The organism is Acanthopleuribacter pedis, from assembly GCF_017377855.1.
In the GTDB taxonomy this organism is placed as follows: domain Bacteria; phylum Acidobacteriota; class Holophagae; order Acanthopleuribacterales; family Acanthopleuribacteraceae; genus Acanthopleuribacter; species Acanthopleuribacter pedis.
Window position 1 is genome coordinate 1 of record NZ_JAFREP010000014.1, and the last position, 19,098, is coordinate 19,098.

A 19,098-nucleotide genomic window follows, 5' to 3' on the forward strand; every position below is an offset into this window, starting at 1 on the left:
ACGAATGAAACCCGGCGATTTCTGTTTTGGCTCGATTCTTAGCTTTCCCAAAGCAACCTCCTGAACCTTTTCCAGGAAGTGTAGCCGTCTCGACGCTTTGCGTCTGAACCCTCGTTGGTAGGCTTACGAAAAAAGAAGTTTTGCCCACACCCAAACCATCGACGAAACTCAAGTAAACACCCTCATCACCTCCCGCAAGTAGCGGCGGGGCGTGGTTTCCATAATCGCGGGTGTCGCGGCGTGTCGTTGCCTAGGTAGAGTTGTGTGCTACGTCAATGGGCCGCATATTGAAAAATACAAAAGTGTTGTAACTCGTATGGTGTAGCAAAGTAGCAGGATCATGGGGGAAAATGCGGGAGAAATTGAGATAATTCTTTGGTAGTTACCTCGTGTCAGTTAATAAGAAATAAAGAATATTAATATCTGCGGTTTGTGATGGGTGATATGTTATGTTGCTTCTATACCGAAAATTCCAGGATTTTTCCTGGTAGAATGTGACTAAGGGATGGTTCCTCCGTGGAACAGGAGCATGTGTACAAGTTGAATCTTGCAGGCACGTCTTATGAGAAACTAAGTACGTTCCTCGCGACATTTGATTCTCGTTTGTGCGATGTTGAAAAAGATATTCGTCGTCAGTTAGGTGCGATTAAGAAAAAGGGAGATGAAGCTTATTGCTTTTTTTCGGTGACCTATTATTGGGTTTTTGCGCGGTGGGCAAACAAGAAGATGCGAATGGTATTTATAAATGAGGATGTAATGCGGTTATTGCGAGGGGATATTTTCTTGATAGAAGAAGTATTTTTAGAAGAAGTGCCCCGCGGTGATTTTGTTTATTTGCTCCGGCGTGATCTACCATCTGTTTTGGAAATCGACAACCGTGTCTCTGAGGTGGAGCTAAGTCTTTTGTTCTATCATGTTAAAAGAAATAAGCATTTGAAATTATATGAAAAATCTCAGCGAGAAAGCTACAAGTTAATACGTGCTCTGTTTAAGCTGTTACCACCGAGTGATAGAGAGAATATAAGCTTTTGCACTTGTTTCGATGTTCAAAAGTATGGGAGTTATAAAATATCAAGTATATCTGATGGTTCTTCAAGGTCAAAGAAGTCAGGTTTTGAAGTGGTGAATGATCTTGATACCCAATGGCAAGGGCGGAAATACGCGGTTGAACGATGGCGATTTTTAAAGAAAATATCCGTTTGGTTTGAACATGTGAAAGATAACACGGTGCCCGCATTATATGGTGTCGAAGTGATAAGTGAGCATGCGAATGACGTGGAACTCGCTATTACTCTGTGTGAAAAATTGCAACATTCCGTTTGTGAACTCACGCTTGGTGATCTAGAGAGAGTTACGAATCCAATTAACAAAAGAATTAACAGTTTGGGTGAGCAGTATGAAACCTGTTTGATGGAGTGGTTGCGGCGCTTGATCAAGAATGCCGATAATGAGGTTGGGCTGCGAATACAAATAGATATGAAGGGCTTTTTAAGCACCGTGAAAAGGCGATATGAGGCATTGGGATTTGAAGCAAAAGCCGCGTTTTTGGAAGTCGCCGTTTCTGAAAGAAAAATCAAATCAGATGGTGTGTACTGGGCCGTGCTCGTGCTGGTAGCGATAGACAAAGTGAAGTGTATTATGCCGGATCTAGAAAAGAATACACTTTTTAAGAATGAAGATGAATTGATTTATGCCCTGGTCCGCATAAGCACGGGGAATAGCCCGGTTTATGAGTCGGTGTTTGATTTTTGGTTAAATGCAAGCCTTGTAGATTCAAATGCTAGGGTAGACGTGTGGTTTGGTATTGCAAGGAAAATGTATGATACATCTAAAGAGCTTGGTAATTCCTATGTGGATCTACTTGTGCATTTTGGTCCTGTGAAAGTGCGATATGCTAAAAAATGGTACAAAATTATTGTTGAAATGCTCTTTGAGAAGAATATGGGACATATTTCTCTACCCTTGCGAGCGTCTCTTAAAGGGCAGGTTGTTTTTGACCTACCCCCGGAAAAACAAAAGAAGCTTGTTTATGAGGCAAATAAGGGTGCTGTACCGATGCCTTCAACTTTCTGGCCGAAAAAGCGTGGCAACATCAGGTTTAGCTTTTTTAAGTCGTTTCTGAAGAAACAAATCAGACATTTTCAGTTAGCAGAAAGAGAATTAACTGAGAATGAGAAGAAGTTCCTGGTTGATACATTGAAATATTATGAAACAGTGTTGCTGGTGCATGCTAAAGAACTGAAAGATAGTTATTTTGTGAGCTTGGTTTATTGCCTGGTGGAAACGGTAATAAAGGTTTCAAGAAATGAAATGGAAGAGAAGGGAGTTGCATTTTCTTTTGGGTATGATCTCAAAGGTTTAAAAGAGAGATTGGAGAATTGCATGTAAAGAGGAAAGAAGAGAGCGCCGTCGACTGCAGTGTGAAGAAGGGTGACTGAGATGACAAAGCAGAAAAGTGACGATTTTCATGAATACGAACTACCGAAAGATCAATATCTTTTGGAAGCGCGTCTGATTGGTCAATATATCCTGTCGGCTGATGAGCTTCTAACAGATCAATTAAGGTCATCGCTTCTAAGGGTGGTCAATGAATCGGTAGAATCCGTTTGGAACAAAGAAAGTGCTACGAAGATATTTGATCAAAAATTAACACATTATTTTCAGGAATCTTCTAGGCGTGTCTTGACCCAGGATAAAACCAAAGTACTTTACAATAACTTGGTTCGCGAGCTATCAGGTTTTTGGGAGGAAACAATTGAGAAGGCTGTTGAGCAGTCAATTAAAAAAGTATTAAGTAATCATGTGACAGGGAATGGAAAACAAAAGCAAGTTGCAGGAAGAAGAGGTCGACACCCTATACCCTTGGATCAAATTGACGAAGGTGTTAAAGAAGTCGATTTAGGTGAGATTATCACTGTTGCAGTGAGCAAGGCTATGGAGAAGCAGCTAGAAAACTATACAGTCCAGATGTTATTTAAAAGAATAGAAGACGAGATAAATCATTTGGAAATTGCCAAAAAGGCAGAATCCCGGATTAAAGCCAGGGTTGATGAAGAAGTCCGTAAATCGCTCGTGAATGCCGGGTCTGATAAGGGAAACATACAATGGAAGGACCTAACACACTTTTGGAAGGGGGCGGTATTTTGCTCATTTCTTGTTCCTATGGCGCTTATTGGGTTGGCGCTATGGGTTGTTCCGCCTTCCCCTTTGCCACCTAAGGATGTTGATCTAAATAAAACGCAGCAGGAGGCTTTGGTTGAGGGCGTGAACCCCCAGAGCCTAGGAGAGGAATCACTGGAGGATAGAGATGTTCGATCTGGGAAAAATGGAGTAGACCGGAGTGGAAATCGCGATCGAAGTGAAGATGACGAAAGGCTGCATCAAGTCTGGAAAACCTCGTTTGAGTCGATTATGGAAAAGGAAAAAGCGAAAAATATCAGATTTCGAGAGGTCTTTTTAAGTGACAGCGATAAACCTGTTTTTGAAGACTTCTTTGGAGATGAGCCACTCGGTATCGCTGCGGACCTTACGGGTTATCAGGCTGCGATTACTCGATTGCGCAAGGTTAAGTGTGTGAGAATGGGTGAGGAACGTAAAGTTGTTTTTGTTTTGCAAGTTTTATTATCTGAGATTGGGCGAAAGCAGATGGAATCGGATGAGTGGTGGTATGGCTATACCGAAAACAAAGATCGACAAAAATTTTTGGATGGCTTTAGTGATGGACATTGGGGGAGTGGCACCAAAAGATTTGCGAAACATGTGTTATCCAAAAAACCGATTGATGGAGTTACCTTTTTTCAAGGAGAAGTTGCAGCAAAGCAATTGCCTGATATGGCTTATGCATCCTACTTTTGCTTGATGGAGTTGGCAAGCAATGAATAGACAGCATGGTTTTCTGGCTGACCAAGCTTATTATGGTTCGCGTTCCGGGCGTGGTGATTTCTGGTTTTTAGCCCAGTCGCCAGGCCTTGATCAAGATCAGCTTAAATCCATTGAGAATTACATTAACTTAGCGGGTAGTGTTTTGAGTGACTCAAAGCCGCTACCGATTTATACCTATTTTCCCTTGGATCAAACTTCAACGAAACGGGTGTTTTGTAAAACTTACTTTCCCGAGAAGCAGGGTCCAAGGGGAAACAACTACCTTGTGCATCTACTTGTTCTTGATATTGATGCTGTGAAAAGTCTCAACGGGAACATTTTCTGTCTTGAGTCGCTCTTTAGATATCAAGAGATATCGGGTGATCTTCAAAAAATCCACCTTACGTTTGATCACCCAGATGAACTCCTTGAGCCTGGGAAAGGCATGGCGCTTTCTGGTTCCTTCTCCTTGGATCTACTGATCCAAGCGCTTTCTAGACACCCGAAGCAAACCGTGGCCTTTGAGGAAAATGGCCAAGTAGCCAATCAAGCTGTTAAGGACCTATTTGCTGTTTTACCACCTGAAGATTGTTTTAATCTTTTTTTCTGCACGCGTTATTCGTTGACGCGTCGCGTGAACCTGTCTTTTTGTTTTTATTCTCCTGTTGACCGTGGTCTTGTCCACAAAGCGCTTGGCAAATTCTCCGTGTTTGTAACAGACGGTGCCGAACTTAAGATCAGTGAGTTGTTCGTAGAAACCTGGCTCAAGTATTGGGCTGGTCATGGGTGTAATTTTTACGGAATCTCTTTAATTAAGAGTCCGAAGGACGCGATTCAATGTCTTAAAGATGTGAAGTATCTTACTTCAGCTTTTGAGAAAGCTGATAGAGTTCACGACCTTGAAAAACTACGCCCTAGCGAGTTGTGTTTTAATGTTGTTGTAAATGATCACAATGAGGTTATCTCGCCAGCAGTTAAATCCTTCTGTTATCATGAGTGGTTTGGTCATAGAGTTGATGAAAGTATTGTATTGGAAGGTGAAGCAGGGGGAGCTATTGCTTCGCATATTGTTAAGTTTAAGAGTAGATCAAGTTACCTTGATTATTCTCTGATTTTAAAGTTGTATCGTTCTAGTAAAGAACTTAAAGATAAGGTCGCGGTCTTTTTTGTTTTTATTGACATTAGAAGGGTCGATTTGATATTTGGAGGGGATCAGCCTGGGTTATTTTCTTCGGTGGATGATGTTCAAAGAATGATGGTTGAATTGCTTCCACTAAATCGATATCTGGTTCTTTATATGCTGGAGCTTTGGATTGAGAATTATATCAAGGAGTTTTTAAATATTAGTGGAGAGGATCGTGTTCGAAAATTACTGGATTTCTTCTTTGGGTTAATTGTTGAAGATGAAAGTGGCTATGATCAAAGGGCTATTAAACAAGTTAACCAAAGCATTATATTTGCTATCTGCAGTGTCAAGAAAAATGTGGTGGCGCGGGAAACTCTGCTTATGCTACTGATTACCGAGTATCGCCAAAAAAGGCCTCAAACCTTTGATATGTCGGTTTTATTACAGATTTGCCTGCTAGAGGATTTTTTCTACTGTTTAAACCCCGACGAGTTGAAAGAAGCTGCCTCCTTCTTGAATGAAAATTCCTCCAGCTTTTATTCGATATTTGCTAAGTTTGAATTTGGAGAGACATCTGTCAAGTTTTTGCGAGAGTTAATCGCGGATGTTAGTTCCTGCTTGTGTCGTGAAAAAAAGTCAAAACTTAATGGCCAATTGAGCAAAAAACAGAAGACATATGTTCAGCGAATTCTTAATCGTGCAGCTTATAGTATACAGAAGGATGGGCACTATGGAGTAGGCCTACTCCATTCTTTCTACGAAGCCACTTGGGCAAGTATTGTACGGTTCAAGCTTGAGGCGGAATCTAATCAGGAAGACGAGGCCTTTATGGTCTTTGTCAAAAAACATGTCAGCACTGTATTCGCAAAATATCCGGGGTACGCCTCTAATGCTGCTTGGTTTGTCTTGCAAAAATTGGGAATCAAGACCCTGACGTATAAAAGGACAGTGAATGATGACAGAGAGCGGTTTCTGGAGGAGGAATTGCCTCATGTTCTTATTTGCCGAGATGCTTTTACAAGATTTCATCATAGTGTTCACTTTATTCCTGGGCCAAGCGCGCGTACTCCAATGTATACATACGCGGATGTAAAGGAGAGACATCGATGAATGAAAAAAGAATATTTTCAAGGTACTCTCTAGTAATCAATATTGGCATTTGGTTTGTATCATCCTTAAAGCTACATGGATTACTAGTGTGGGGAGAGATTGTAAAAGGAGTAAGCAATGAGTAACCGATACAAGCATTTGGTCCTTGATGGTGATGATAATGATGACAGTAATGATCATGAAAATGACGGGTTAGGTGCCGCATCAGAGAATGACTCGGATGACGCTAGGGAGAAAGTAAGTCATGACGAGGATCATCCTTTAGACGCTTTCGATGATGATCAGGATGATTCTGGTTTCGCTAGCGAAGTACCTGATGAACCCTTAAAAAGCCGACATGATCAGAATGTGGTAGAAGTAAAGAAGCCTGATGGAAACCGGAATTCTGAAACGGTGCAACATAAAGATACAGGTGCAGAAGAAGATAACTATATCCATGTTAGTGCTGAGCAAATTATCAATCATCATAAAGATGGGTTTAAAATTATAGCCGTGATTGGCTATGCCGATTCGGGTAAAACATTTTTCATTCACCGTATGCGACATGCGTTCAACCAACGCTCCGAATGGCAAGCAGAACCTGGTGCCTTGTACAATAAAGCGATCCCTTTTAGTAGTTTGGAAGAAGTAACCGAAACCCGCGTGACAACCAAGGATCGTTCTAGGAAATACATTATTCTTGATATTTCTGGTGAAAACTTTCGCAGGGCTTTCGGTAGTCTTGGCCGTGATGAGTCCTTCTCAATTGACTCTCAATCCAAATCAACGAAGATCAACCTCAGTAGTGTTTATCTAAGCCTTTTGGGTTTGGCTGATGCCTATATGCTTTTTATGCCGGCTTTACGGATTTTTTCTATTAATGATTCAGAATTGTCAGACGAAGGTCGTAAGGAGTTTCAGAATTCGATTCGTTCCTTTCGTTCGATCATTGGTTTAATTAAAGTTGCTCAAAGTAGAGTTTTTATTAGCAAGGAAAAACCCCTTGATTTCATTCAGAAGGGAATTAATCTGCTTGAGCTGGAGCGTGCCTTTCTCAATCCCGATGTGACGCGCTGTAGTAGGCCGATTATGGTGGCCTATTCCAAGGCCGACGTTTATCGCGGCTATATTGGCGATGCAAAATTTGATGTGGACCCGTTCTATTTGGCCTTTTCAAGTCCTCTTCTCAAACCATTATCCTATGCGCTGTATCACTTCTTTGATCACTTTCGCTTTGATTTTTTGAGTGCTTTTGAAGGCCTTGAGAAAGATCAGTCGACTCCTAACTATGACCTTCCTTGCCCTGGTGCTATTGAAGTCTTTTCCTGGATTGAGGGGGTTCTCCGTTCACAACAACAATCCGAAAACTACCTCAAACAGTGGATACATGGACGATTGAAAACGCGAAGGGTTCTGGACATTCGGCGCCATTTGGATCCTCGCTTTCGGTCTATTTGGCAAAGTTAAACAGTCACCCATAACCTGATGGTTTTACCAATCAAAGGATATTTCGATGGCTTACACGACAATTACGCGGCTTATCTTTTTGATTCTTTGGGGATTCCTTATGGTGACGATGTGGTTTTTTGGCCGCTTCTCGCCCGTGGAACAGTTTAAAGAACAACAGATACGCATCAACGAAGTTTTAGAGTTTCCCTGGGATGCATCACCGCTCCCTGTAACCGGTTATGAGAAGGAAATTATTCAGGATCTCAAACTCGATGCGCCGCTTTTCTCGCGTGATATCAGGCCGTGGCGGTCTTTTGACGGTTTGTTTGCCTTTCGGGGGGCGCAAGAGGATGAACAAAACGAAAGAATGAAACAAGCCTTGGAATTTATGGATGATTTCAAGGATTTTGCCGGTCAAACCCAAGAACGCGCTCAGCTTTTCTCGAAAGCGCGCAAATTGATCAAATCGTGTTACTCGCAGGATAGGGACTCATGGGTTGTGGCCTATAACCTTGGCGTTTGTTATTTGTGGAATGGTGAGCGGCGAGGTGCGTTGGACTATTTGAAGGACGCTGAAGGAATTCTCTCCAGACAAGAAGAGAACTGGAGGAATCAGCAATCAAATTCTGCTCATTCTGATGCCTTCTGGGAGGCGTGGATTTTGACCCAATATGCTTTGGGAGAAGCTAGTTTTTCAGATAAAGATACGCGTGAAAACGGACTGGTTCATTATCGACAAGCGGTTCAATCAATTTTTAATCTTGCTAATGAATTTGCGCGAACTATAGATGATCCTTATGGTCATGTTACTAATGGGTTTATGTTCTTTCAACTTTCACAAAGTGAAGTTAATACTGTAAGCCTATGGAGCGACCTTGTCGCCGCCTATATGACTTTTGTCGATTATCATTGGGCGGAAGAGGAAAAGACACCCTTAAAGCCGGAAGAGGCGCCTCGGTGCGAATATGCTTTTGATAAACAATTAAAAATTAAGCTAAATTACCGAGATAGAATATTTTGCAAAAGTCTTCATCGTACCCAAGACCCTTTTAAGTCATCCTTTGTCCGTCTTTTTGAACAATTCTATACCGGTGATAGCTACGATCAGGAGTACCTCCTTTGGGCTTTGTCTAACCTAATCGACATTCGCGTTGATAATCCCGACATAGAACAATACCCCTTGATTATGTACAACGCGGCCCAGATTCAGCTCCGACTCGGCGAGTTCATTCAAGCTTCCGACATGATCATGAATGCTTATGAGTCGCCCTTCTTTTTCGAGCTTGCCGAACAAGAAAACACCATGCTCCTTATCCTCAACGAGGAAAACGTGAGCGACAAGATTAAAAAATTGGCGATTGTGGCCGGTATCCTGGTAGGCGAAAAACCAGATAAACGTTTTTGTCCCCCGTCTAATCGCCCCAGCAGCACCTTCCGCAAGAAGTTTGACCAACTTTACGGTGAAGACATGGATATTTTCCCAGCCGTGGGTGCCTGTTTTAAAAATCCCAATGACGAACGGGAAGTGGATAAATGGCTGTTCATCCAGCTATGGCGGCGCTATCTCAACCGCGGTGACTTTACGGGTTTCGAAACTGAATATCAGAAGGCGGGTGGCTCTGTTTCGATGGGGTTTTTTCAAAACTGGCGGCGCGATACTTTTCAAAACATCGGCTTGCGCGCGCACCAAAAATACCTCACTTATTTAGACCGTGAAGATGAAGATACGGCCCTGCTCATTCGTCGTTTTGTGCTTCGAAGTGGTTTGTTCGACCAGGAGACCCAGGCCCTTTTTAAGGTTGAGTTGGGTGATCGCTTTTTCGCCTCATTGCCCTGGCTTCTTCGCGGCGGTTTGGTGGTTTTTGCGCTTTTGCTGCTCGTTATTTGGCACCCCATTCATCGGTCAGCACGACGCTCTTTTCTCGGTATGCACCGTGTAAGCCGTCTCAAAGGCTCTCGTAAAAAGCATACGCTTTCTAAAAGTGGTTCTGTTTCAAGTGGTGTCTCATGATGCATCCGACCCTTCCTCTTGTTTTCCTTAGCCTGGGGTTGATCGCATGCTGGGCCTGGCTGCTGTTCAAACGACCGGTTCAGGTTCCCCGCGTCAGTGTGGTGCTTTCGGTTTTAAGCGTTCCTCTTATGATTACGCTGGTTTTGGTGTGTTCCAAGGCGCGTTTTGGCAATGTGCTGGTTGCCCTGGAAGGGTTTCGCGTTCACCTTGACCAAATGCGTGAACCCACCTTTTATATCGGCGGCAGCCAACACGATGACCATTTTGTGGTCTCCCGGCTTCCACCTCAATTTCTTCAAATCTCGCTGGAAGAAGACGAGCTGGTTGTCGCGATTGCGCCACCCGGCCGGGGCGATGAAGGGATTCACACGGGGTTTGGCGTGGTGCGTTATCACGGGCCGGGTGCCGGAGACGGACCCTTTCACAATGCATTTTCCCTCAAACCCAATTCAGTGATTTCTATGGGTGAAGGTCAATCCCATTTGGTTTTTCGGGAATCTCCGCGCCGGTTTGAAAGCGCTTCGACCGTTGAGGGTGAAGCGTCCGAAACATCCTCGGAGGGGACCGGTCAAGGGCTGCTACTTCCCAGCCGCACCACGCCTTTCCTCGGGTTGGATCTGCCGGTTCTTCGTTACCGAGGCGCGAGCAGTCAGATGTTTCCACTGCGCTACTACGGAAGTGGCAAAGCCGGCGGCGAGCGGACCGGGCCGCGGCGGGTACCGATCGGCAGTTTTATGTGCCAGGCGGGGGGGCAATTCAACCGCGATCCTTACCTCGTTTTGCTGGATCCTTTTGTGGCCTTAGGCGAAGGGGAATCCGCGCAAACCTATCAACCGACTGTGGCTCGGCTTCGGAGTGGCCAAGGCGGGCGCTTTCATCTCTACCGGATTGGCTACCAGCCGCTTGATAGTAACGGCCGGGGCAAATTTAGTCGGGTCCAGGAACGTCGTTCCTTCAACCTTGAATTTCAAAGCGGTGTTGCCGATATCACCCTGCACACCCCTTCCTATCTTTCGCTTTCCCAGGAAAACATTGCCAAATTGCAGCGCCGACTTAGTGAAGAGAAACCGGTGACGCTTGCTCTGGCCATGCAGGGTTTTTCGCAGCAGCTGGACCAAGACAAGATGGTGCTCGATTTTGGGATTCTGGGTCAACCGCTCAGCCATGAAATCTTTAGTTCCATCCAGCTACCGGAAACGTCGGATACCCTGATGGTGACTTCCCACGGCGGTACCCGGGCACACCGTTTCGGCGACGGCTTTTTGTTGGGCGAAAATGCATCGGTTAAATTACGGGTTTCCAAACAAACACTGCCGGTCGGGTTGCTCCTCTTGGTTTGGGCTACTTCTCTTGCCTGTTTGGGGGCCGCCTTTTCGGTGCGGACCGATGCCCTTTCGCTGATGTTGCTCAGCGGCCTGGAGTATTTTCTTGGGCTGCGGTTATTGATTGCCTTGCAAGCTGCCGGGCTGGATACCAAGCTCCTCACGGCTCCCCTTAACGCCCTGATCGCATTGCTGGTGGTGCCCTTTGTTGTGCAAACGGGTTTCGCCTTGTATCGAGCGGGTTACCAAGCATGGTTGAAGGTGGTGGGTCACCCGCGCACGGTGCTGTATTGGCTGTTGGTTGTCGTCGCGCTTGGCGGCATTTATTGGATGACCCCGTTTTCATTCAAGCGTTTCGCGTTGCCGGCAGGTTTTGTGAGTGTCGCGCCCTTTGGTATGGCGGCAGGCGGTCTGGTATTGGATCGATGTTTTTCTTGGTTCCTTCATCATCCGCGGCGGACGCTGCTTCTGTGCCTTTTTGCCGCAGCACCTGTCGCCTTTCGTTTTGTCACCTTGCTGGCTTTTGGCTGGCAGGAGCGCATGAGCGGATTGGGTTCGGGTGTGGCGGTGAGTGTGTATTACACGCCTTGGGCGCTGTTGGTTTTTGCGGGCCTTTGGCATTTCCGCGAAAAGATTGGAGCAAGTTGGGTAATTTATGTGATTATGGTTGTCGTGATTTTGGTTGCAACCCCCATTCTTGCTCGGGATTACGGTGCCGGTTTGATCTTCTCGATTCCGGTTTTTCTGCTGTTTGCATTGCCTTTGGTTCAATACCCGAAAAAGTTGGTTTCCTGGCTTTATGCAAGTCCTTTTTTGGGTACGCTTTGTCTTCATTTGGGTATGTTGCTTATTCCTGTGTTGGGTTTTACCAACCAGGGGCCCGGTGGGCGCGGCGATGCAATGGCGCGCGCCAAACAAGATAAGGCTTTTGCCGAGGCTGTGTTGGAACAACGCCTGCTCATCAGTGACTACAACAAATTGAGGGTGTTGGGGCAGCTGTCACCCGACAAACTTAACCAGATTGGAACGGTTAAATCCGAACGGCTGGGTTTGGTCTTCGCCAATCTTCAGATTTATGGCGCCAGGGGTGCTTTGGGGACGGGTTTCCTTAATACCGAACGGGCGCCTTCTTTGGGTGCCCATGTGAGTGATTATGTTTCATCCGTGCATGTCTTGGCGCCTTTTGGTTGGCTGGGCTCCTTGGCGGTGTTAGGGCTGGCCGTGGGGCTTGGCTTTGGACCCTTGATCCAGTTTAGGAAGGCGGGTTTGGGCACGTTTGATTCGATGAGAAAAGCATTTGGTTTGGTCACGGTGTGGACCCTGGCCTGTGCCGCGCTTTATATGTTTTCGGCCAATATTGGTTTGGTGATGTTCACCGGAAAAAATGTCTATCTACTGGCGGTGGATTCCAACAGTGACTTGCTGGAAGGAACGCTTTTGTTCGGGCTTGCATTGTGGGCTTTCCACGACACTGGGAAGGGGACGGTATGAACCGTATCGTGATCGTATCGGCGTTGTTCTTTGGTGGTTGGTTGGTTTTGTGGACGGGAAAAACGGTGCTGTTGAATGAGTCTCAAGACCATGAAGGGGTTTACGTTTCGGAAGGTTATCTGGAAACTGTTGACCTGTTCATCAAACATGATTGGCTGACCTATGACAAAGAAACGCGAGAGATAGTAAAAAATTTTGAGCCAGGTTCCGCCATGGCGCAGTTTTTTAATAAGTCCTATTTAAAGAATGATGTACGCGGTTTTAATAATGGGAATCGCGATTTGTTTCGCGTCCGCAATGGGCGGCTGGTTGGGGCGGATCCTTACGCTCACAACATCGTCATGCCTTTTTCCGAGCGTGCTGAGTGGGAAGGGCACCTTACCTTTCGCCCGGTGGACCAGGCTCATGCGACCTTGGAGGGTCGCAACATTGTGCTAACCTTGACGGAGCAGAAGAAAACCTTATTCCGGCGTTCTGACTATGAGGATGTGGTTTTGCCGGATTTGTCGGGTGCGTTTCGGCCGATCAACAAGCAAGGAGACGGCTTGGTTTTGATCGGCCGAGGTGGGATGCACTTTGGGCGCGTTCAACTTATGGGTTCGCGGATCGTTTTTACCAACCGTAACCGTGAAAACCAATTGGCGGTGTCTATTAGCGGTGAACCGGTGGAGCAGGGAATCAAGGCGCGGCTTGATCCCGGTGATTTGTTGAAGTTCAACTGGCCTTCCGGGAAAAAAAATTACTACACCATGCTCTATGCCTCCGGTTCCCACAAGGCGCCGCCCATTGCGCAGTACCGCTCGATCAATGGTGTGTTTCGTCATTCACCCTCACAGCCGGAGCCCCCCTTTTACGCGGATATTCTCAACGCGTTAAACCAGACTTACCGACGCGACGGCGGCAAACCGGGTGTTTTGCCGGAGGCTGGGTTTGATCTTGCGTTGAGTTTGGACGCGAGCCTTCAGGGAAAGGCGCAACGGCATTTGACAACCTTCGCGGAGCAGTTGCGCCAAAAAAACGGGGTGCAAGGCCTGCCGTTCCGGGCGGCGATGACGGTGATGGACGCGGGTACAGGAGAGATTCTTGCCATGGCGAGTTACCCTGACGAGGCAACCGTCGGCCCTATGCGTGATAGCGCAAAACGCCGTCGTTTGTTGGGAAATCACAATCTCTCGCGGTTACCGATTGGTTCCGTGGCCAAGGTGATGTGGTCCGCGGCGATTCTCCACGACGAACCCGAGTTGCGGCATTTGAAAATTCCGGGCGCTTATGCCGGTACCTTTGAGGATCTTTTGGGCATCGAAATTCACCGGCTAAGGGATCACAATGTACCAGGCGGCGATGATGGCATGATTGATTTTCGCGAGTTCATTGCGCAATCCTCCAATCGCTACGCCGCAATACTACTGACGTTGGCTACGGGGTTTGAGGCGGGCGCCTTCCAAGAAGTCACGGATTCCGATTTGAACACGGGGTTGCCCGAGCATTCTCGGTTTCAATTAGGTGACCGTACATTTCGTCGACGGCCCCACCTACCCCTCGGTTTAGAAAACACCCAGGATGGTTTGGTGCGTGCCCAGCTTAGGCGGGGAACCTTGGAAAACGAAGACCACGCCGGCGCGATGTTGGCCTTATTTGATGTGCCTTACAGCCGTTCCAGCTTGACCCGTGTCTATGGGCCGGGAGACGGCGATGACTTTATCGATACCCGGCCGTGGCGTCCGCTGTTGGAACACCTTTACCGGGAGGAAATTCCGGTAAAACATGCCTTTTACGGGGTTTCACCGGAACGCGAGTCTCTGAATTACAATTTGGCAGATCAGTTTCGTTCCCAATACATCAGCATGATTCTGGGGGGCGGCGATTCGTTGTGGACCAACATCAAGGTATGCGAGGTGTTTTCACGTCTCGTGAGCGGCGAGAAAATCGAGGCCACTTTGGTGAAAAGCATTCAGCCCCATCGCCTGCAAATGGATCCAGGTGTGTTGGGTTTGTCAAGAGCCGGTAGGCGGGTAGCCAAACTCAACATGGAGCCCATCGCCCGAAAAACACTGCTGGAGGCCATGGCCGGGGTTGTGAAGCCCAATGGAACCGCGGCGATCTTGAGAAAGGATTTGGTGGGTTTTCATCGCAAACTCAAAAAGAAGGGCAAGGCCTTGGGTTTTTTCTCCAAAACAGGCTCACCAGACAATGTGCGTTATGTGCCGACACCAACCACCGGTGCGATCCAGGCTCTTATTGATTCAGGCGCGCTTAGCGCTGAGCGCGACGGACAGATTTCCTATCGCGGTCAGGTGCTTACCCCGGGTTCGGATGCCGACGAGGGCCATCGATTCGAGACGCTGTTGCGAAGAAACCCCGGCGATGTGCGCATCCTACGACGGCGGGGCGTCAGTCCGTTGTTGGTACATGATCTTGTAACGGCCCACAATCAAGATACACCACGGGAACGTGCCGAGGGGCCTTTTGATTTTCAAGGTGGGCGGTTGGTTGGCTTCAAAAGCGTGTCCGAGGTGCGTAGTTTTGGTGGTGTTTTCACCTTTACTATCGCAATTTATGATCGTATGGCGGTGCTTCGAGAGAACCGAAACGCGCTGCCGAAGATTGATGTGGCCAACCATCACCCAGAGAAAGCGCTGACGGTTTCGGTCGTCATTGAGAACAATGGGAGTAGCGGGAAAACTGCGGTTCCATTTACCAAAAACATACTGAAGGAGGTGGTTTTTCATGCCTTGGAGACGGGTTGGTAATCAGGTAGCGCCCTTTCTGTTCGCGGGTGTTTCCTGCCTGTTGTTGGTGGCTCTTTTTGTGCAGGGAAAACTCGGCCTTTATACGCCGCGAGTGGGTTTTATTGATTCCGCAATGAATCAGGAAATTCGCGATGTACTTCCGCGGGATCGGGTTACACTGGTTATTACCCGTGATATGTGTCAAGGTAAAAATTCGGTGACACTTGAAGATCTGGTTCGCTATTTGGGATTGGAGCAAGCAACTTTGGCATGCTCTCTCGAGGTAGAACAACCTTCTCTTTTTTTGAGTCCCGGCGTGAAGCGACCATCCAATCGGGGCGCTAAGGTGCGCAAGCGGGTTGGGGAAAAAGTGACACTTTGCCTTAACTGATTGGTTGACAAAAGTCAGGCGGATTTTCTGATCCCCTCGAAGGCATTTAAGAGAGTGAAGGGTTGGAGCCTGATATTTATCCCTTGATATGCAGTGTCTGTATGCTCGGTCCTTGGTGTAACCTATGGTCTTGAACCTATAATAACTCGGGAACTCGCGGTGATTTCCGCTAAGCCTCTGGGCTAAAACGACCTGTTGAAAAGGGTCACCGCGCCCAGTAGGTGCGCGTCGTGTGCGACCCCGGTCCGCCTTTTCCAAACTATTTCACTCCAGATCTTTAGCCAAAATCCTTCGCTCTTATCGCGCTTCTTAGGTTAAACCCATAGTGTCGGGTTGTATCACCTGCCTTCCGTTGGCTCTACCGCTACTTCGAACCGATGGTCGCATTTGGGACAGGTGGCCTGATGGGCGGATGTACCGGTTTTGTTGATTCGGTGGTGGAGGTCTTGCAGGTACGCGAAGTCCTGGCTGTATAACTGTTCGACCAGGTCGGTGTTGATGGGGTCTAAAGAGCCGAGTCGGGTGATCACCCGGGCCAACAGGATGATCGATAGGTAGGCGGGGTTGTTGCGAACGCGTGGGTCCTTCATGGGTAGGATTTCGTCGGCCGCGGTGGCCATTCGCATCACCCCGTGGCGGTGACTGTTGCCTTCTTTGTCGGTATATCCGATGGGCAATTCGAACGGGAATTCAGTTTTAATCACGTCTGACATGAGGGACTCCTTGCGTTGGTTGGGCGTGGGCATAGGCGTCGTCGACTTGGATCCTGGCAGCCGCGGGTGGAGCCGTCCACCTGGTTGATTGGGGAGGGGTTAGCTGTAATAGGTGTTGAACTGGTCGGGGCACTGGCCGCGCCAGCGCAGCAGGTGATCGGCCAGGGTGAGCAATACCATGGCTTCCCCGATGGGGACGAAGCGGGGGAGCAGGCAGGGGTCGTGACGGCCGCGGGTGGAGACTTCCACCGCTTCGCCGCGGCGGTTGATGCTGGGTTGGGGTTGGGACAGCGAACTGGTGGGTTTGACCGCCGCGCGCAGCAGGATCGGCATGCCCGAGGTGATGCCGCCCAACATGCCGCCGTGACGGTTGCCCTCGGTCACCACGCGGTCGCCGACCATTTGGAAGACATCGTTGTTTTCGGAGCCGCGCGCCGTGGCAACCGCGAAACCGGCGCCGTATTCAAAGGCCGTCACCGCCGGAATCGACATCATGCCTTGGGCCAGGTCCGCTTTGAGTTTGCCGAAGACGGGTTCGCCTAGGCCGGGGGGTACGTTTTTTGCCACGATTTCGGCGACCCCGCCGATGGAATCCTGTTCCTTGCGCACCTGGTTGATGCGTTCGATCATCTGTTCGGCGCAGGCCGCGTCGGGGCAACGCACGATGTTGCTTTCGACCTGGTCCATGGTGACCTGGAACGGGTCCTCGATTTCGGCGATCAGATCGCCGATCTGGCGGACGTACCCGACCACCTCAATGCCGTATTCCGCCAAAAACTTGCGGGCTACCGCGCCGGCCGCGACGCGGGCGACGGTTTCGCGCGCGGAGGAACGGCCGCCGCCGCGGTAATCGCGGAACCCGTATTTGGCGTCGTAGGTGTAGTCGGCGTGGCCGGGACGGTATTGGTCTTTGATGTTGCCGTAATCGCGCGAACGTTGGTCGGCGTTTTCGATCATAACGGCGAGGGCGGTGCCCGTGGTTTTGCCTTCGAAAACACCCGACAAAATTTTTGCGGTATCGGGTTCGCGACGTTGGGTGGTGACCTTGGACTGGCCGGGACGGCGGCGGTCGAGGTCGGGCTGGAGATCGGCTTCGCTGAGTGCGATACCGGGGGGACAACCGTCGATGATGACCACGTTGGCCTTCCCATGGCTTTCGCCGGCTGTTGTTATTCGAAATTGTTGGCCAAAACTGTTTCCACTCATGCGCGCCATTCTACCCGAGCCAGGCAGGGATGCCGAACAAAATGTGTCGCGGGGTGCCGATTTGGGTACCCATCGCTGCTTTTGCGTGAATTCTTAGAAAAAAATGAATTAAAGCGGATTTTGTCGATGAACCTTGCTTAAAAAGTGCCGGATAATTTCGCACGGGAACGGAATTGTTCTGAAAACCCTGCGCCATTTGCCTCGCCGGCTGCTATGATAACGACGAACCTTTACCTTGGGATTTGAAACGTCCGAATCGGCCCTTTCGCCGGTGGTGCATGCGGTATTGCCCTCTCAATTTTACCGCGGCGGTCGAGACACGGCGTTAGTTACGGCGGAGCGCCCCATGGAAATTAAGCTCACTATCTCCATTTTTTGCGCAAACGATCAAAAAATCGAAACGTGGCGGGATGTCCTCCACGATTTGGATGTCGAACTCCTTTTTACTTTTGATGAAGCCCGTTATTTCGAGCAGGCGGTCGCCGAGGCGCTTAGCACGGTCCACCTCATTGATTTAACGGAAACCGGCCTAAGTGACTTTTGGCTGGAAGAACTTTTGGCCAAACCCCGGACGGTGCCGCCGCTTTTGGTAGTAACCGAACGGATGCTGGCCGTCAACCCCTCGCTGCCGCCCAGCATCGACGTCACCCTACCTTCCCCCGCGCTGGTCCGCAATAAAGTGACCGCCATGCTCGCGTACAGCCGCAACCTGCTCAAAATGCGCTGGCAGGAGCAACGTGTCTCCCAAGTGGAAGCCAAGTTGCGCAAAGAGATTGCCTACCACAAAGAAACCGAGCGCATCCTCAGCGAAAATGAACGTACCTTGCGCAGCATTTACCGTTCGATTGAAGCTACCGGCGAGTCGGTGTTGATTACTGACAAAAGCGAAACCGTTTATTATGTGAACCCGGCTTTTTCGCGGCTGTCCGGGTTTGACGCCGACGAGGTATTTGGTTCCACCGCCGACGAGTTTTTTCGCTTCGACCATTCCCCGGTTGATCTGGGCACGATGAAAACCATTGCCCGCGAAACGGGCTCTTGGCAAGGCGATGTGACGATGCAGCGCAAAAACGGCGAACTCTACGACGCCTTTTTGGACCTGAACTCGGTGGCGGATGCCAATCACAACTTTGAAGGCTTTATCTTCATTCAGCGGGATATTACCGCCATAAAAAAAATGATGCACGATCTGGAGCGCTTGGCACGGATTGATTCGCTGACCGGGCTTTACAATCGGCGTTACTTTATGGAACGTTTTGAAGAGGAAATGATTCGAGGGCGTCGCTACAACCGGCCGACCACCTTGCTGTTGCTTGACCTTGACCACTTCAAGGATGTGAACGACAGTTTTGGCCACAGCAGCGGCGACCGCGTGCTGGAACGCGTCGGGTACCTCATCGAAAAACAAATGCGCACCACCGACTTCGCGGGACGCTACGGCGGTGAGGAATTGTGTGTGGCGCTACCGGAAACATCCCTCGAGGGTGGCTGCATCTTTGCCGAACGTCTGCGGGTGCGTATTCAAGAAGAATCGTTTCGCACCGACGACGACCGCTTATTTAATGTAACCTGTAGCGTCGGCGTGGTGTTGTTGGATAGCAAAGACCAAAACATCGCCTATTACTTTTCCGTCGCCGACCAAGCTTTGTATCGTGCCAAAAAGTTGGGGCGCAACCGGGTAGAGGTGGGTTAACCACGCTCGGAGTACGG

General features: G+C 48.6%; 12 protein-coding genes. 9 read left to right on the forward strand and 3 right to left on the reverse strand.

Translation table 11 applies throughout. From position 1 onward, the window contains the following. The first annotated feature begins 516 nt into the window (after positions 1–516). The 5 genes from J3U88_RS14785 to J3U88_RS14805 all read left to right on the forward strand — a co-directional run bounded on the left by J3U88_RS14785 (position 517) and on the right by J3U88_RS14805 (position 9,536). Positions 517–2,388: a hypothetical protein gene (locus J3U88_RS14785; protein WP_207859642.1), complete on the forward strand. Its 1,872-nt coding sequence runs from the start codon at positions 517–519 to the stop codon at positions 2,386–2,388. A gap of 51 nt (positions 2,389–2,439) precedes the next feature. After that, positions 2,440–3,882: a hypothetical protein gene (locus J3U88_RS14790; protein ID WP_207859643.1), complete on the forward strand. Its 1,443-nt coding sequence runs from the start codon at positions 2,440–2,442 to the stop codon at positions 3,880–3,882. Beyond that, complete coding sequence (locus tag J3U88_RS14795) at positions 3,875–6,097, forward strand: hypothetical protein (protein ID WP_207859644.1); 2,223 nt, start codon at positions 3,875–3,877, stop codon at positions 6,095–6,097. Before J3U88_RS14790 ends, J3U88_RS14795 begins: the two co-directional genes overlap by 8 nt. A gap of 117 nt (positions 6,098–6,214) precedes the next feature. Then, the gene (locus J3U88_RS14800) at positions 6,215–7,543 is read left to right on the forward strand and encodes a hypothetical protein (RefSeq protein ID WP_207859645.1); all 1,329 of its coding nucleotides are present in this window, start codon (positions 6,215–6,217) and stop codon (positions 7,541–7,543) included. Positions 7,544–7,589: 46 nt separating this feature from the next. Further along, on the forward strand, positions 7,590–9,536 hold the full coding sequence (locus J3U88_RS14805) for a tetratricopeptide repeat protein (RefSeq protein WP_207859646.1): 1,947 nt from the start codon (positions 7,590–7,592) through the stop codon (positions 9,534–9,536). An 800-nt stretch (positions 9,537–10,336) separates the two neighbouring features. On the opposite strand, the gene J3U88_RS14810 is transcribed toward J3U88_RS14805, so the two are convergent. Then, positions 10,337–10,702 (reverse strand): hypothetical protein, encoded by a 366-nt coding sequence (locus J3U88_RS14810; RefSeq protein WP_207859647.1) that lies wholly within the window; start codon positions 10,700–10,702, stop codon positions 10,337–10,339. A gap of 237 nt (positions 10,703–10,939) precedes the next feature. Here J3U88_RS14810 and J3U88_RS14815 point away from each other — a divergent pair, with 237 nt between their 5' ends. From J3U88_RS14815 to J3U88_RS14825, 3 genes are read left to right on the forward strand one after another with little or no spacing between them, the layout of a single operon-like run. Then, a complete protein-coding gene (locus J3U88_RS14815) occupies positions 10,940–12,349 on the forward strand; it encodes a hypothetical protein (RefSeq protein WP_207859648.1) in 1,410 nt (469 codons plus the stop codon). Further along, positions 12,346–15,099, forward strand: coding sequence for a penicillin-binding protein 2 (locus J3U88_RS14820; RefSeq protein ID WP_207859649.1), 2,754 nt, complete (start codon positions 12,346–12,348; stop codon positions 15,097–15,099). Before J3U88_RS14815 ends, J3U88_RS14820 begins: the two co-directional genes overlap by 4 nt. After that, positions 15,077–15,469, forward strand: coding sequence for a hypothetical protein (locus J3U88_RS14825; RefSeq protein ID WP_207859650.1), 393 nt, complete (start codon positions 15,077–15,079; stop codon positions 15,467–15,469). The genes J3U88_RS14820 and J3U88_RS14825 overlap by 23 nt, the downstream gene beginning before the upstream one ends. A 338-nt stretch (positions 15,470–15,807) precedes the next feature. Here J3U88_RS14825 and J3U88_RS14830 read toward each other — a convergent pair whose 3' ends face one another. Both J3U88_RS14830 and aroC read right to left on the reverse strand, forming a co-directional pair. Further along, complete coding sequence (locus tag J3U88_RS14830) at positions 15,808–16,182, reverse strand: hypothetical protein (RefSeq protein WP_207859651.1); 375 nt, start codon at positions 16,180–16,182, stop codon at positions 15,808–15,810. A 99-nt stretch (positions 16,183–16,281) separates the two neighbouring features. Further along, the gene (aroC, locus tag J3U88_RS14835; protein WP_207859652.1) at positions 16,282–17,388 is read right to left on the reverse strand and encodes a chorismate synthase; all 1,107 of its coding nucleotides are present in this window, start codon (positions 17,386–17,388) and stop codon (positions 16,282–16,284) included. A 346-nt stretch (positions 17,389–17,734) separates the two neighbouring features. On the opposite strand from aroC, the gene J3U88_RS14840 reads away from it, so the two are divergent. Beyond that, complete coding sequence (locus tag J3U88_RS14840) at positions 17,735–19,081, forward strand: sensor domain-containing diguanylate cyclase (RefSeq protein ID WP_207859653.1); 1,347 nt, start codon at positions 17,735–17,737, stop codon at positions 19,079–19,081. Positions 19,082–19,098: the final 17 nt, after the last annotated feature.

Excerpts from the sequence above, each read along its gene's own strand:
- J3U88_RS14795 (WP_207859644.1), top strand. The coding sequence starts at position 3,875 with ATGAATAGACAGCATGGTTTTCTGGCTGACCAAGCTTATTATGGTTCG.
- J3U88_RS14830 (WP_207859651.1), bottom strand. The coding sequence starts at position 16,182 with ATGTCAGACGTGATTAAAACTGAATTCCCGTTCGAATTGCCCATCGGA.
- J3U88_RS14825 (WP_207859650.1), top strand. The coding sequence starts at position 15,077 with ATGCCTTGGAGACGGGTTGGTAATCAGGTAGCGCCCTTTCTGTTCGCG.
- J3U88_RS14805 (WP_207859646.1), top strand. The coding sequence starts at position 7,590 with ATGGCTTACACGACAATTACGCGGCTTATCTTTTTGATTCTTTGGGGA.
- J3U88_RS14790 (WP_207859643.1), top strand. The coding sequence starts at position 2,440 with ATGACAAAGCAGAAAAGTGACGATTTTCATGAATACGAACTACCGAAA.
- J3U88_RS14800 (WP_207859645.1), top strand. The coding sequence starts at position 6,215 with ATGAGTAACCGATACAAGCATTTGGTCCTTGATGGTGATGATAATGAT.
- J3U88_RS14810 (WP_207859647.1), bottom strand. The coding sequence starts at position 10,702 with ATGGCTGAGCGGTTGACCCAGAATCCCAAAATCGAGCACCATCTTGTC.
- J3U88_RS14840 (WP_207859653.1), top strand. The coding sequence starts at position 17,735 with ATGGAAATTAAGCTCACTATCTCCATTTTTTGCGCAAACGATCAAAAA.
- J3U88_RS14820 (WP_207859649.1), top strand. The coding sequence starts at position 12,346 with ATGAACCGTATCGTGATCGTATCGGCGTTGTTCTTTGGTGGTTGGTTG.
- aroC (WP_207859652.1), bottom strand. The coding sequence starts at position 17,388 with ATGAGTGGAAACAGTTTTGGCCAACAATTTCGAATAACAACAGCCGGC.